The sequence below is a fragment of the Rhizobium sp. PP-CC-3G-465 genome (assembly GCF_004343445.1).
GTDB classification, from domain to species: domain Bacteria; phylum Pseudomonadota; class Alphaproteobacteria; order Rhizobiales; family Rhizobiaceae; genus Ferranicluibacter; species Ferranicluibacter rubi.
Map to the genome: position 1 here is coordinate 40,745 of NZ_SLYH01000005.1, position 13,864 is coordinate 54,608.

Here is a 13,864-nt window from a genome sequence, read left to right on the forward strand (position 1 = left end):
TGAGGTGGGCCTCGGCCGTTGCATAAACATGCGCATCAGGCCTTGGCCGGCACGATGTCGGTGAACGGCGCAATCGGCCGGAAGCGGATGTGAGCGTTGACCGGAATCTGTCCGGCGAGATCGAGGTGGTATTCGGCAACCGTCGCAATGACGGGGTAGCCGCCCGTCAGCGGGTGGTCGGCAAGGAAAAGCACCGGCTGGCCGCTATGCGGCACCTGTATCGCGCCGGTCGCCGTGCCTTCGCTCGGCAGCTCGGCCTTGTCCTTGCGTTCCAGCGGAATATCGCCGGAGAGGCGGATACCGACCCTGTTGGATTGTGGCGTCATGCGGAAGAGCTGGGACGACAGCGTGTCGATGCCCGCCTGTGTGAACCAGTCGCTGCGCGGCCCCATGACGACATCCAGCGTCACGACATCGTCCGAACCGGGATGCGCGAAGGCCGGCGTCTCCTCAAGCGACACCGACATGAGATTGCTCGTGTCGGTATTGACCTTGAGCACGGCGCCCTTGGTGACCGGATCGGGCCCGACCACGGCCAGCGTGTCCGTGGATGTGCTGCCGAGAACGGGCGCGACATCGAAGCCGCCGCGCACCGCGAGATAGCTGCGCATGCCCTTCGGTGCCTGACCCAGCGTGACGACGTCGCCAGGCTCCAGCGATATCGGGCGATACGTCTTGCCCTGCTGCACCCGCCCCTCGGCGTCGCGGATCTCGATAGGGCAGGGGGCGCCGGTGACGCCGATGACGGTGCGACCGGAAACAGCGACTGAGAAGCCACCGAGCGTGATCTCAAGACAGGTGGCGCCTGACGGATTGCCGACGACGCGGTTGGCCGCTTGAAAAGCACCCTGGTCGAGCGCGCCGGCGGACGAGACGCCCTGACCGGTCTGGCCGAAGCGGCCTGCATCCTGGAACAGTGCGGGCATGGGGGCAGCAAGGACGGTGAAGGAGACGCCGCCCGGTGCCTCTGCCGATGCAACGCTGTCGGTTGTTGCGACCGGTGCGGCGGCGGTGTAGGCGCGCTTTGCCAGATCGTAGAACCGCACGCCGTATCCCGGCTGGAACAGGGCCGGGGGATCGCGGGAGAGATCCCACATCTTTTCGGGCGTCACGCCGATGATCTGCCAGCCGCCCGGGCTTTCCTGCGGATAGACGCCGCTGAAGGCGCCGGCGAGCGCCACCGCGCCGGCGGGGATGCGGGTGCGCGGGCTCTGGCGGCGCGGTACGTGCAGGGCAGGGTCTCCGCCGACGAGATAGCCGAAGCCGGGCGCAAAGCCGCAGAATGCGACGGTGAACTCGCTCTCCACATGCCGGCGCACGACCTCCTCAACGGACAGGCCGGTGAGGTCCGCGACGTCGGCCAGATCCTCGCCGTCATAGCGCACGGGGATCTCGACGAGCTTGTCGGAGGGCGCGATCCGTGCGGACAGGTCGCGTGTTGCAACCTGCCGCGCCAGTGCCTCCGGCGTCGTTGCGCCAGGATGAAACCGGATCATCAGCGTCCGCGCGGCCGGCACCATGTCCGCGATGCCGGGCACCGGATCGGCCTCCAGCGAGGCGAACAGGGCCAGCGTTTCCTGGAGGTCGGCAAGCTCGACGAGCAGTGTGGTCAGGCTGACGGGAAGAAAGCGCATCGTGAACCTCAGGCGTGGTAGGCGGAATCCGGAATGTCGGTGATGAACATGTGCCCCGGCGCGTGGGTGATGGCAAACGGGACGCCAGACGCCATGACGGCGGCTTGCGGGGTGACGCCACAGGCCCAGAAAACGGGAACTTCGCCCGGCTCGATCCGCACCGCATCGCCGAATTCCGGTTTGCCAAGATCGGCGATGCCGATCTCGTCCGGCGCGCCGACATGGACGGGAGCGCCGTGCACCGCGGGGAAGCGCCCGGAAATGGTTGCGGCGTCCGCGACACGGCCGGCCGGGATCGGGCGCATGGACACGACGAGATTGCCGTGGAGACGCCCTCCCGGGCGGCAGGGCCTGTTGGTCAGGTACATCGGCACGTTGGACCCGTCGGTGATGTGACGGATCTCGATGCCGGCCTCGGCCATCGGCGTCTCGAACGTAAAGCTGCATCCGATGAGGAAGCTCACGAGATCGGGATGCTCGGCCCAGGCGGCGCTGGCATCGGCGGTTTCTTCGGCCAGCTTTCCGTCCCGCCAGATGCGGTAGAGCGGCAGGTCGGTGCGCAGATCGGCGCCGGGTGCCAGCAGCGTCGCGTGGGAACCCGGGTCCGACACATCGAGAACGGGGCAGGCCTTCGGGTTGCGCTGCGCGTAAAGCAGGAAGTCGAACGCCCAGTCGCGCGGCAGGACGATCATGTTGGCCTGGGTGAAACCGGGCGCCACGCCGGATGTCGGCGCGACGCTGCCGGTGCGGTAGCGTTCGCGTGCCGTTCGCGCAGGCGTGGCATCGATATGGCGGAGATGCTCGATAGCAATCATGACACTCTCCCTCCGGAATTATCGATTGTCGAGGAAGGACGCGACGTGCAACCCGTCCGCCTCGAAGGCACGCCGGATTTCGCGGGCAATCGATACCGCACCCGGGCTGTCGCCATGGACGCAGATCGACTGGGCCTCGATGCGGATGGTGGAGCCGTCGATGGCCGTCAGCGTGCCATCGCGCGCGAGTTGGACCATGCGCTGGGCGATAGCTTGCGGGTCGTGGAGAACGGCGCCCGCTTCCCGACGGGAAACGAGCTGGCCGTCCGGCGTGTAGGCGCGATCGGCGAAGGCTTCGGCGACGACGGCAAGGCCGGCGCGCCGGGCGAGATCGAGGATCGGTGTGCCGGCAAGGCCCATCAGGACCAGCGACGGATCGACCGACTTGATGCCGTCGATGACGGCTTGACCCTGTTTCGCGTCGTTGGCGATGCGGTTGTAGAGAGCACCGTGCGGCTTGACGTAGCGCACCGTGGTGCCTGCAGCCGCAGCAATGCCTTTCAACGCACCGATCTGGTAGATCACGTCGGCGATAAGCTCGTCCGGGGTCACATCCATGTCGCGCCGGCCGAAGCCGACGCGGTCGGGATAGGAGACATGGGCACCGATCGCGACGCTCTTCTCGGCGGCTGCCCTGACGGTTTTCAGGATACCGGCGGGGTCGCCGGCGTGAAAGCCGCAGGCGACGTTGGCGCTGGAGACGATGGCGAGCATCGCCGTGTCGTCGCCCATGCCCCAGGCGCCGTAGCTTTCGCCGAGGTCGCTGTTGAGATCGATGGCTTTCATGTCAGTCTCTCCCTTTCCCGTATCAGGCCGTCAGCATCGCGAAGATCGCGCCGACCGACTTGTACGCCATAAACCACGTCAGACCGCAGGTCAGGACGCCGAGGCCGATCAGCCAGCGCGGGTAATGATAGCCGTGCATCAGGTCGGCGCGCTTCCAGGCGGCATACATGAAGATCGACAGGCCGATGGGCAGAACCAGGCCGTTGAGCCCCCCGACGAAGACCAGCATGGCGGCCGGCGGCGTCGTGATCAGCATGTAGGCAACGAGCGAGAAGGCGATGAAGCCGACGGTCGCATTGTTGCGCTGTCGCTCGGTCAGGTCCGGCTTGAAGGCGGTCAGGAACGAGACCGATGTATAGGCTGCGCCGATGATGCTGGTCATGGCGGAGGCGAGGAAGACCGCGCCGAACAGACGGTAGCCGATATCGCCGGCCGCTGCATGGAACGCTTGTCCCGCAGGATTGGCCCCCTTGCCCGAGAGGTCGATGACCACGCCGCTGGCTACGACACCGAGAATGGCAAGGAACAGGATGTAGCGCAGAACGCCAGTAATCGCGATGCCGGTGAGAGCCGCACGATTGACCGCGCCGATGTTCTCGACACCGACCGTGCCCTTGTCCAGCAGGCGGTGTGCGCCGGCATAGGTGATGTAGCCGCCGACCGTTCCGCCGACGATGGTGGTGATGGTGAAGAAGTCGATGTTCGACGGCAGCACGGTCTCGTAAAGGGCCTGCGCAACCGGCGGACCGGACACGAACGCCGCGTAGAGGATCAACGCCAGCTTGATGAAGGCGGCGACATAGACTACGCGGTCCATGGCGACGCCGGCCCGGCGCGACAGGAAGATCGCGATGGCGGCGAGGGCCGCAGCTGCGCCGCCGATCTTCGGGTCGAGATCGATCATGGCGTTGAGGCCGAGACCGGCACCGCCGATGTTGCCGATGTTGAAAAACAGGCCGCCGATGATGACGAGGATGGCGAGCAAGTAGCCTGAACCGGGAATGGCGGCATTGGCGATGGCCGGAGCGCGCATGCGCGTCACGGTGACGATCCGCCAGACATTGGCCTGCACCACGAAATCGATGAGGACCGAGGCAAGGATGGCAAAGGCGAAGGCCGCGCCATGCTTGATCGTGAAGGTTGCGGTCTGGGTGATGAAGCCGGGACCCACGGCCGACATCGACATGAGGAAGATGGCGGCGATAAGCGCCGCGCGGCGCGATTTTGCCGACATGCCTTCCGGTGCGGGACTGCCCTGGGATGGTGGTGCGGGGGATGCCGATGTATCTGCCATGTTGCCCTCTTCGTTGGCCGCTCCTGCTGCACATCCTGCAGAGAGCGATTGTTATGACAGCAGCGTCGTCCCGTTTCACAATTCTGTCAATATCGTTCAACAATTTTACTGTATCGTTCTACCAAGTTGTTCAAACACGCGGCAGCTTGCTGAGAGAACGGGCAGGAAATCGTGGCCTCCGCGCATCTTTTAGGCGATCCAAAACGGCTCTTCCTGCCTCGACAGTGGCGCGTTCCCAGCCGGACGCCGTCGAAATCGAAGAGAAGGCGCCTTGCAAACGTCATGGGGAGGTTTCCCTCCTGCGTGATCCGCGATATCGCTGCGGCCGTGGCGCACCTGAACGGACGCGCGCCCGGGGGATCGAGTTTTTCGATGGCAGAGCAGGACACGATATCGGCGCTGGCGCCACGGTTGGCAGAGGAGATCCGGGGCAGGTTGATCGCCGGCGAACTCAAGCCGGGACAGCGCCTGTCGGAGGCGGCGCTCAGCGCGGATTTCTCCGTGTCCCGCAATTCCCTGCGTGAGGCCTTCCGGCTGCTGACGAAGGAAGGCCTGCTGCACCACGAGCCCAATCGCGGCATGTTCGTCGCCACGCCCAGCATGGCCTCGATCATCGATATCTACCGGATCCGGCGGATGATCGAATGTCAGGCGCTGGCCAAGGCCTATCCGCACCACCCCGCCGTCGCCCGAATGCGGGCCGCTGTGGAGGCCGCGCGGATCGCACGCGGTGAGAAGGCATGGGGCATGGTGGGCAGCCAGAACATGGTGTTCCACGCCGCCATCGTCGATTTGGCGGACAGCCAGCGGCTGAACGCGTTCTACGCCCAAATCGCCGCCGAACTTCGGCTGAGCTTTGGCCTGCTCGACGATCCCGAGCTTCTCCACGCCCCCTATATCGATCTGAATGCGGCCATTCTGGAGCACTTGGAAGCCGGCCGGACGCAGGCGGCAGCAGACATGCTGGAAGTGTACCTCACCCAGTCGGAGCGAACCGTCTTGGCCGCATTCTCCCGTATCGGCTAAACGGCGGCTCAGGCGTCCTTGCGGCGTCCGGCCTCATCGAAGAGATGCAGCGCCTGCCGGCTGGCGGCGACGGGCACGATGTCATCCATGAGGATACGGGAGCGCCCGGCGACGCGGAAGATGATCGGCTGGCCGTCCGTGAGATGTCCGTGGACATAGCTCTCCGCGCCGACCAACTCGACGGCGGCGACCTTTACGTCCGCCCGGAATGCCTCAGTAGCGCCGTCGCCGTCTGCCACGTGCAGATCCTCCGGTCGTATGCCGAGCGTGGCGCTGCCCTGCGGCAAGTTGATATCCGGCGCGAGGCTCCAGGCAGAGCTGGAGAGACTAGGCAAGAGGTTCATGGAGGGTGAGCCGATGAAGGTCGCGACGAAGGTGGTCGCGGGCTTTTCGTAAAGCTCGATCGGTGTTCCCACCTGCTCGATGACACCGCTGTTGAGCACGACGAGCCGGTCTGCGAGCGTCATCGCCTCCATCTGGTCGTGCGTGACGTAGACGCTCGTCGTCTGCAGCGATTTCTGCAGACGCTTGATCTCGACGCGCATCTGCACGCGCAGCTTGGCGTCGAGGTTGGACAGCGGCTCGTCGAACAGGAAGGCGGCGGGTTCGCGCACGATCGCCCGGCCCATCGCCACGCGCTGACGCTGGCCGCCGGAAAGCTGGCGGGGTTTGCGCTCCAGAAAGGTTTCGATCTCCAGCGCCTTGGCCGCATCCGAGATGCGCCGGTCGATCTCGGCCTGCGGCGTGTTGCGGTTCTTCAGGCCGTAGGCGAGGTTCTGGCGCACCGTCATATGCGGATAGAGGGCATAGTTCTGGAACACCATCGCGATGTCGCGCTCGGACGGCTCCAGCGTGTTGACGACGCGGCCGCCGATCGAGATTTCACCGCCGGTAATGCTCTCGAGCCCGGCGATCATGCGCAGCAGTGTCGATTTTCCGCAGCCCGAAGGGCCGACGAGCACGAGGAACTCGCCGTCGGCGATATCGAGCGAAATGCCCTTGATGGCATCGATATTGCCGTATTTCTTGCGGACGTCGTTGAGGACGATATTGGCCATTATTTTTCCGTCTCCACGAGACCTTTGACGAACCAGCGCTGCATCAGCACCACGACGAGAATGGGGGGAATGATCGCAAGGATCGCCGTGACCATCACATAGTTCCACGGCGTCGAGGCATCGGTGAAATCCACCATGCGCCGCAGGCCGATGATGACGGTGTTCATCTTCGCATCATTGGTGACGAGCAGCGGCCAGAGATATTGCGTCCAGCCATAGATGAACAGGATGACGAACAAGGCGGCGATGTTGGTGCTCGACAGCGGCAGCAGGATATCCCGCATGAAGCGGAACGGGCCGGCATTGTCGATGCGCGCGGCTTCCACCAGTTCGCCCGGAATGGTCAGGAAGAACTGGCGGAAGAGGAATGTGGCTGTTGCTGAGGCCATCAGGGGCAAGGTCAGGCCCGCATAGGTATCGATAAGCCCGAGATCGACGATGACCTTGTAGGTCGGCAGGATGCGGACCTCGACCGGCAGCATCAGCGTGACGAAGATCATCCAGAAGAAGGCCATGCGGAACGGAAAGCGGAAGAAGACGATCGCGAAAGCCGATAGGAACGAAATGACGATCTTGCCGACCGCGATCGCCACGGCCACCACGAACGAGTTGAACAGCAGCCGTTCCAGGCTGACGCCGACGACGCGCTCGACGCCGCCGGTCATGGCCTCCGTGTAGTTTTCGACGAAATGACCGCCCGGTAGCAGCGACATCGGCGGGCGGATGATGGCCTCCGACGTCGCCGTGGAGGCGATGAACGTATAATAGATCGGGAAGGCGACGACGATGATCCCAAGGATCAGGATAAAGTGGCCGACGAGATTGGCGATGGGGCGTTTTTCGATCATCTCGGGGCCTCAACCATAATGCACGCGCTTCTCGACGAAGCGGAACTGGAACGCCGTCAACGCGATCACGATGACCATGAGGATGACGGACTGGGCCGCCGAGGAGCCGAGGTTCAGATTGACGAAGCCGTCATTGTAGACCTTGTAGACCAGCGTTTCCGTGGCCTTTGCCGGCCCGCCGCCGGTGACGGAATGGATGATGCCGAAGGTGTCGAAGAACGCGTAGACGGTGTTGACGACCAGCAGGAAGAAGGTGGTCGGCGCCAGCAGCGGGAAGACGATCGTCCAGAACCGCCGCGCACCGCGCGCTCCATCGATCGACGCCGCTTCGATGAGCGATTTCGGAATGGCCTGCAGCCCGGCGACGAAGAACAGGAAATTGTAGCTGATCTGCTTCCAGGCGGCAGCGACGACGACGAGCCCCATGGCCTGATCACCGTTCAACAGCGGATCCCAGCCGAAACCGTTCCGGCGCAGCAGATAGGCAAACGTGCCCATGGCCGGGTTGAACATGAAGAGCCAGAGCATGCCCGCGACGGCCGGCGCCACGGCATAAGGCCAGATCAGCAGGGTGCGATAGAAGGTCTGTCCGCGGACGACCTTATCGGCTGCGGTCGCCAACAGCAGCGCCACGCCCATGGAGACAAGTGCTGTGAGAATGCTGAAGACCACGGTGACCTGCAGCGCGTGGATATAATTCGGGTCCGAGAGCACGGCGCGGAAATTGGCAAGGCCGACGAAGCCGCTCTTCAGGCCGAACGGGTCCTCGCGCATGACGGATTGATAGAGCGCCTGACTTGCCGGCCAGAAGAAGAAAATGACCGTGAGGATGATCTGCGGGGCGACCAGCAGGTAGGGAAGAATCTTGTTGGGGAAGGCGACGTTGTGCACCGGGTGCTCCTCGGAACGGCAGGCAAGCGTATCGCCGGCCCGTGAAGCGGGGCCGGCGATACGGTCAGGTGCGGATCAGTTGCCGATGGCTTCGGCAATCGCCGCATTGCCCCGCTCGACAGCCTTGTCGAGGGCGGCCTTCGCATCCTGCTTGCCGGCGAGCATCGATTCGAACTCCTCGTTCATGATGTCGCGGACCTGCGGCAGGTTGACGAGGCGGACACCTTTGGAGTTCTCGGTCGGCGCCTTGCCCATCATCTGCAGGATCGGCGTCTCGCGGCCGGGGTTCTTGTCGTAGAAGCCGGACTTCTTGGTTTCCTCATAGGCAGCATTGGTCACCGGCATATAACCCGAGACCTGATGCAGACGTGCCTGGGTCTTCGTCTGAGACAGGAAATTGAAGAACTGGGCGATGCCCGCATATTCCGCATCGCTCTTGCCGCCGAAGACCCAGAGGCTCGCGCCGCCGGGGATCGTGTTCTGCGGTCCATGGCCCTCGTAATAGGGCAGCTGGCCGATGCCGTATTTCACGCCCGACTTGACGATATCACCGAGACCACCGGAGGATTCCGTCAGGATCGCGCATTCGCCCGACATGAAGAGCTGCTTGGCTTCGGATGTGCGGCCCCCATAGCGGAAGGTGCCGTCTTTTGCGAGATCGGCAATGGCCTGGAAATGCTCAACGAAGAGCGGGGCGTTGAACTCAAGCTTCACGTCGCTGCCGCCGAGCCCGTTCTCGTTGGTGCCATAGGCGACGTTGTTCCAGGCAGCCAGATTTTCGGTCTGGATCCAGGTGAGCCAGGTCGATGTGAAGCCACAGGATGCGGCACCGCTCGCCTTGATCTTCTTTGCGGCCTCGAACACTTCAGGCCATGTCTTTGGTGGGCCTTCGGCGTCAAGCCCAGCCTTCGCGAAGATATCCTTGTTGTAGTAAAGGATCGGCGAGGACGAGTTGTAGGGGAAGGACAACATCGTGCCGTCCGGCTTGGAATAATAGGCCGCGATGCCGGCGAGATATTGCGACTTGTCGAAGGTGAAGCCACCCTTCTGCAGCACGTCTGCCGCGGGCATGATCGCACCCTCGGCCCCCATCATCACACCGCTACCAGCGTCGAACACCTGAATGATCGCCGGCGGCTGCTTGGAGCGAAAGGCAGCGATGCCGGCGTTCAGCGTTTCCGGATAGGTGCCCTTGAACACGGGCGTGATGGTGTATTCGCTCTGGCTTTCGTTGAATTCCTTGGCGAGCTGGTTGACGACCTCGTTGTTCGCACCGGTCATCGCATGCCACCATTGCAGATCGGTCGCCGCAGACGCGGCCAAAGGTCCGGTAGCCGACAAAGCAAGCGCGGCTGCTGTCGCCTTCAGGGTCGATGCCTTCAGGATTGTCTTGAACATGAACGTCCTCCCGTTTTGGCGAAGCAGGACGTGCCGCTCCGCGATATCAGCATGACGATCCTCCTCGACCGTCACGAGACAGTTACATATGCCGGGCTTTTGTCCGGGCGGCAACCGCCAATCGGGCCTCCTACACGATCATGCTGCTTTGCGGCCTATGTAGTACAGTTTGGAAGGGCGGCGTGGTTTTCTCGGTTAATACTTTGTTAACACCTGCAATAGTGCGCGCATTTAAATAAAATTTGGAACAAAATCTTGTTCCGGCCATTTCAGCTGCAGTCTCAATGTCGAATGGGTATAGCGTCATGACCGAGAACACAGTCCGCCGGTGGCAGAGCCGTCCGATCATCGACTATCCCGTCGTGATCATCGAAGATCACCTCCTTCTCGCACTCGATCTGGAAGATGCCGTCTCGGCCGCGGGGCTGAATGCCGGCGTCGTCGGCTTCGCGAGCCGCAGGAAGCATGCCTTGCAGATCGGCAGCCTTGCCGCCATCGCCTTCGTCGATGTGAACCTTGCCGACGGGCCGAGCGGTCCGGAGATCGGGCGCATCCTGGCCGAAGATCACGATGTCACCGTTATCTTCACCACGGCGGACCCGGAAATGCTCGGCACCGGCGTGCCCGGCACCATGGGTGTCCTGAAGAAGCCTGTCAGCCCGGAAGCCGTGCGCGGCGCCTTGACCTACGCGATTGCCCGCAGGCGTGGCGATCTGGCGATCGTGCCGCCCGAATTGACGCTTTTTGTCGGCTGAAGACTTCCTCAAGGTCTTCGCTGTAGTCTTCTGACGAAGGGTCGAGCTTTTCAAAGCCCGGCCTTCATCGAATCCGTCTTTCCTCCATACATTCCATTGCTTTCACCTCAGACAGAGGCGCCCCGCGCCTGTCCAACTTCAAGGCTCCACGATGACGACCATCGTTTCGCTTTCGCGCCGACGCTTTCTCGGATGCGCAGGTGTCGCTTCCGCGACGTTTCTCACTGGCTGCTCCACGCAGGGCATCGGCACGTTCTTCGAACCCGTCGTCAACGCAATCGTGCCGAAGACCTATGACGGCGAACAGCCCGATCCCGCCGTCATCTACGCGGCCCGCACGGATGAAGGCTTCAGCCTTCCAGCCATTCCCTACAAGAACATCCCGCAGCGCTTCTACCGTCAGCGCGTCATCGATCCCACGGGTGAAGCGCCCGGCACCGTCGTCGTGGATACCAAGGCCCGTTATCTCTATCTAGTGGAGAAAGGCGGTACCGCGATGCGGTACGGTGTCAGCATCGGCAAGGATGGCTTTGCCTGGCAGGGCGAAGGCGTCATCCAGTGGCGCAAGAAATGGCCGCGCTGGACGCCGCCCGACGAGATGGTCGCCCGTCAGCCGAAGCTTGCCCGCTACTCCATCGGCAATGGCGGCCAAGCACCGGGCATCACCAATCCGCTGGGCGCCCGCGCACTCTACATTTTCCAGAACGGGCAGGACACGCTCTACCGCCTGCACGGCAACCCGGACTGGCGCTCCATTGGCAAGGCTCAATCTTCCGGCTGCGTTCGCTTCATCAACCAGGATATCATCGATCTCTACGATCGCGTGCCGGAAGGCGCCCGGATCGTCGTGCGGCAGTAACGGCAACAGAGACCTGAAGGGTCTTGAAAACCAGCGAAGGCCTTGGGAACCTACCCCAAGGCCTTCGCTGAAACGCGTTACCTTTTGCCTCGGACCTCAGTTCCTCGTCGCGATGGCGGACGGTGTTGCCGCGCGGGCGTTGGCAAGACCGCGAATGGCCTCCTGATTGCCGGTCGCCGCCAGTGTTTCGAAGGTCCGGATCGCTTGGCCATAGCGGTTCAGCCCGAGAAGGGCGTAACCGCGCAGCACCATCAGATCGATGCGTTCGGGTGCCAGTTGCGCGCGGCGGTCGAGGAGGATCAGGGCCTCTGAAAACCGCTTCTGGTCGAAAGCAACCAAAGCGCGGTTGGAGAGGAGGGCGATCTGCAGTTCCGTCGCCTTCTGCGCATCCATCGGTCCACGCGTCGCGGCAACGGAAGCTTTGTCGGTCAGGCCCTGACGCAGATAGGCAAGGCTCTGGCCGTAAGCGGCTTCGCTGCGGATGCGCGTGTCGCCGGTGCGGATCGCTGCGTCGAAATGGTGAACGGCTTCGAGTGGCCGGTTCAACTCCATCAGGCACCAGCCGCGCCGCAGCGCTTCACCGGCCGAAAGTCCGGAAGCGTCGCCGAAGGTGCTGCAGCCTCGGCCGGATGTCGGCGCCGCGCCACGATTGGCAGGGACAGCACGAGCGGTGCGTTGGCGCACCGGCGCTGCCGGCTCGGCGCTCGTCTGCGCAGATACGGTCCGCGCGGGCTGCCGCGCGGGTGACCGCGATGTCTCGCGAACGGGTTCATCGGCCACCGTTCCGGCTTGCGCCATGCGCTGAGGCTGGTTCGGGTCTTCTTCTTCGCCGAGCATGGCGATCCGCGGGGAACGTCCGGCCCATTGTCTCTGGATTCGCGCGACATCGTTCGTCATGCCAAGCTGATTTGCGGTGATCGCAAGCCCATAGGCAGAGGCTTCGGTATCGGGCTTCCAGGTCAGCGAGGTCGAGAACCATTGCAGCGCGAGCTGCGGCTGTTCGAAGGCGCGGGCGTACCAGCCGAACTGCTGGGCGACGTCGGCATTGCGGGAGCGCATCGCTTCCTGCGCCATGCGTTGCAGCACGTCCGCTGCGATCACGATGGGCGGGTCGAGGGCCAGGAGGTTCGAGGCGGCGGCGAGATAGGTAGCGCGCGTGTCGTCGGACGTATCCCGCCAGGGATAGAGCGTGGCTTCAGCCTCACCCGGATTGTTGCGTGCGATCAGCGTCAGGGCGAGGCCCTGCGACGCTGCTGCGGAATCTTCTGCCGTCCGTGCCCGCCGGAACCAGGTTTCCGCCTGTTCGGCACCGTTGCGGCGCACGTAGTACCAGCCAAGCAGCAGCGCGTCGGAGGCTTTACCACCCACTTCGGAGACGCGCTCCAGCCGGGTCAGATAGGCCGGGGGAACGGTGAGCTTTGGATCTTCGCCGGCGGCGGCGACGAACTGGCGGGCCAGATCGTCCTTCACGGGCTCGAATTCGCCCTTGCCGGACGGATCGGTCTTTTCCTGCGTCAGCAACTGCTCGACCATCGGGCGCGGCAGCAGGGATGCAGCCTTCTGCAAGGTCGCCAGCCGGTCGGGGCCCTCGGTGCAGCTGGAGAGGATATAGGTATAGGCATCCAACGACCGCTGCTGCCGGTCGGTTTTTGCGAAGGCCTCCGCGAGGCGCCAGAGAATGTCGATTTCGCTGCAGACGAGAAGCTGCGGCGTTTCCGCGGCGACGTCGATGACGGTCGGAAACTGCTGGAGGTTGGAGGCGTTGACGAGACGCTGACGGGCTTCACCGAGCGCCAGCATCGACAGAAGATTTTCCGGCGGCTGCCAGCCGGGTTCGCGCGCCTGTCTCTCGGTGATGGCCTTGCGCACCTCTGCATAGCGCGTCTGTCCATAAAGCGCCCACATGGCTTCCAGCTGCGTATCGACATTCTGCGGCACGGCGAGCGGATCGGCCGGAGGTTCCCAGTCGGGATAGAGCGTGCGCAGGCGTGCGATCTCGGCCTGTAGGCGCACGGTGTCGCCCAGACGCGCGAAGTAGCGGAGCGCCCCTTCATCCACGGTCGGCTTCGGCGGCGCGGATGCTGCAGGGGCCGCGGGCGCAGTGGGTTGGGTTTGTGCGGGCACAGGCGGTTGCGATTGCAACTGCGCCTTGATCACGGGTTCGGCGCCTTGCAGCTCCGGCTCCGCTGCCGCTTCCCCGGACATATCCGGTGTGGTGGCCTCGGTCGCAGTCTCAGTATCTGCGGCGGGAACGGCAGGCGGAAGCGCCTGCGATAGGTCGGCCGGTCGCCGGTCGCCACGGCGCACGGTCGGGCTCGGCGGCACCAGGCTCAGCCGGTTGCCTTTCTCGTCGACGGCGGGCGGGGCGGCGATCGTGCCGGTCGTCAGTTCTCTCTCGGGCAGCAGAGCGGGGCCGTAATAGATCGCCGTTGCGGTTGCTGCGGCCAGCGTCGAGAAAAGCAGGATGCGGGCGGTTGTCATGGGAACTCCCGGTGAACTG

12 protein-coding genes are annotated in these 13,864 nt (G+C 63.8%); 3 read left to right on the top strand and 9 right to left on the bottom strand.

Going from position 1 to position 13,864, the window contains the following annotated elements:
• Positions 1-35: 35 nt before the first annotated feature.
• The 4 genes from C8J33_RS17925 to C8J33_RS17940 are packed head-to-tail and all read right to left on the bottom strand — an operon-like array spanning position 36 to position 4,529.
• Positions 36-1,634: a 5-oxoprolinase/urea amidolyase family protein gene (locus tag C8J33_RS17925; protein WP_110801509.1), complete on the bottom strand. Its 1,599-nt coding sequence runs from the start codon at positions 1,632-1,634 to the stop codon at positions 36-38.
• A gap of 8 nt (positions 1,635-1,642) precedes the next feature.
• Positions 1,643-2,449 carry a putative hydro-lyase gene (locus C8J33_RS17930; protein ID WP_110801510.1) on the bottom strand — a complete coding sequence of 269 codons (807 nt, stop codon included), beginning with the start codon at positions 2,447-2,449 and terminating at the stop codon, positions 1,643-1,645.
• Between the two features lie 18 nt (positions 2,450-2,467).
• Positions 2,468-3,235: a LamB/YcsF family protein gene (locus tag C8J33_RS17935; RefSeq protein ID WP_132664995.1), complete on the bottom strand. Its 768-nt coding sequence runs from the start codon at positions 3,233-3,235 to the stop codon at positions 2,468-2,470.
• Between the two features lie 22 nt (positions 3,236-3,257).
• Positions 3,258-4,529: an NRAMP family divalent metal transporter gene (locus C8J33_RS17940; RefSeq protein WP_110801512.1), complete on the bottom strand. Its 1,272-nt coding sequence runs from the start codon at positions 4,527-4,529 to the stop codon at positions 3,258-3,260.
• A gap of 372 nt (positions 4,530-4,901) precedes the next feature.
• Here C8J33_RS17940 and C8J33_RS17945 point away from each other — a divergent pair, with 372 nt between their 5' ends.
• Positions 4,902-5,555 (top strand): GntR family transcriptional regulator, encoded by a 654-nt coding sequence (locus C8J33_RS17945; protein ID WP_110801719.1) that lies wholly within the window; start codon positions 4,902-4,904, stop codon positions 5,553-5,555.
• 8 nt (positions 5,556-5,563) lie between these two features.
• On the opposite strand, the gene C8J33_RS17950 is transcribed toward C8J33_RS17945, so the two are convergent.
• The 4 genes from C8J33_RS17950 to ugpB form a co-directional block, all read right to left on the bottom strand.
• A complete protein-coding gene (locus C8J33_RS17950; RefSeq protein ID WP_110801513.1) occupies positions 5,564-6,613 on the bottom strand; it encodes a sn-glycerol-3-phosphate import ATP-binding protein UgpC in 1,050 nt (349 codons plus the stop codon).
• Positions 6,613-7,461 carry a sn-glycerol-3-phosphate ABC transporter permease UgpE gene (gene ugpE, locus C8J33_RS17955; RefSeq protein WP_110729321.1) on the bottom strand — a complete coding sequence of 283 codons (849 nt, stop codon included), beginning with the start codon at positions 7,459-7,461 and terminating at the stop codon, positions 6,613-6,615. Before ugpE ends, C8J33_RS17950 begins: the two co-directional genes overlap by 1 nt.
• 9 nt (positions 7,462-7,470) lie before the next feature.
• On the bottom strand, positions 7,471-8,352 hold the full coding sequence (gene ugpA / locus C8J33_RS17960; protein ID WP_110729322.1) for a sn-glycerol-3-phosphate ABC transporter permease UgpA: 882 nt from the start codon (positions 8,350-8,352) through the stop codon (positions 7,471-7,473).
• 75 nt (positions 8,353-8,427) lie between these two features.
• Positions 8,428-9,750 (bottom strand): sn-glycerol-3-phosphate ABC transporter substrate-binding protein UgpB, encoded by a 1,323-nt coding sequence (ugpB, locus tag C8J33_RS17965; protein ID WP_132664996.1) that lies wholly within the window; start codon positions 9,748-9,750, stop codon positions 8,428-8,430.
• A gap of 305 nt (positions 9,751-10,055) precedes the next feature.
• Here ugpB and C8J33_RS17970 point away from each other — a divergent pair, with 305 nt between their 5' ends.
• Positions 10,056-10,505 (top strand): response regulator, encoded by a 450-nt coding sequence (locus C8J33_RS17970; RefSeq protein ID WP_110801720.1) that lies wholly within the window; start codon positions 10,056-10,058, stop codon positions 10,503-10,505.
• Positions 10,506-10,656: 151 nt separating this feature from the next.
• On the top strand, positions 10,657-11,364 hold the full coding sequence (locus tag C8J33_RS17975) for a L,D-transpeptidase (protein WP_110801515.1): 708 nt from the start codon (positions 10,657-10,659) through the stop codon (positions 11,362-11,364).
• A 96-nt stretch (positions 11,365-11,460) separates the two neighbouring features.
• Here the strand turns inward: C8J33_RS17975 and C8J33_RS17980 are convergent, their stop codons facing one another.
• Positions 11,461-13,845, bottom strand: a complete 2,385-nt coding sequence (locus C8J33_RS17980) for a tetratricopeptide repeat protein (RefSeq protein ID WP_132664997.1) — start codon at positions 13,843-13,845, stop codon at positions 11,461-11,463.
• Positions 13,846-13,864 lie beyond the last annotated feature (19 nt).